Annotated in this window: 1 protein-coding gene; it reads right to left on the minus strand. The window is 45.2% G+C overall.

Going from position 1 to position 487, the window contains the following annotated elements; all coding sequences use genetic code 11:
* Positions 1-398, minus strand: a 398-nt coding sequence (locus tag HBA93_RS18400; protein ID WP_286202045.1) for a hydantoinase/oxoprolinase N-terminal domain-containing protein, incomplete at its 3' end; no start/stop codon positions are given.
* Positions 399-487 lie beyond the last annotated feature (89 nt).

Genomic DNA, 487 nt, shown 5'->3' on the forward strand with positions numbered 1-487 from the left:
TAATCAAAGCGGCCAGGAAGTTCGCGACGCAAATAACGTGGAACAAAGGCTTCAGGTTTTTTATAATGCAGATTGAAAAAATCGGGGCGGTTAACGCGTGCAATCTCTAATGAATCCCGAAAGCCTTCAGTTGTGATCAATCCAACTTTTACGCCTTTGCGCTCAGTCAAAGCATTGATGACAACGGTCGTACCATGAGCAAGAAAATCGATTGTTTTCGGATCAATACCAGCTTTATCCAAGACATTTAAAACCCCTTGCTCAAAATTTGGCGGGGTTGTGTCTGATTTAGCCGTAGTAATATGGGATTCACCTGTAGCGTGATCGGTTTCAAAGCAAACAAGATCGGTGAAAGTACCGCCAACATCAGTTGCAACACGAATGGTTTTCTGGCTCATCAGTTTTCCTCACTTTTTTGCTGACTGTGCAATAACATGCAGACTGCACCCGGCAATTTGAGCGCTTCGGCTGCGCGAACGCGCTCTTC

The organism is Ochrobactrum sp. SFR4, assembly GCF_019730395.1.
Lineage (GTDB): Bacteria > Pseudomonadota > Alphaproteobacteria > Rhizobiales > Rhizobiaceae > Pseudochrobactrum.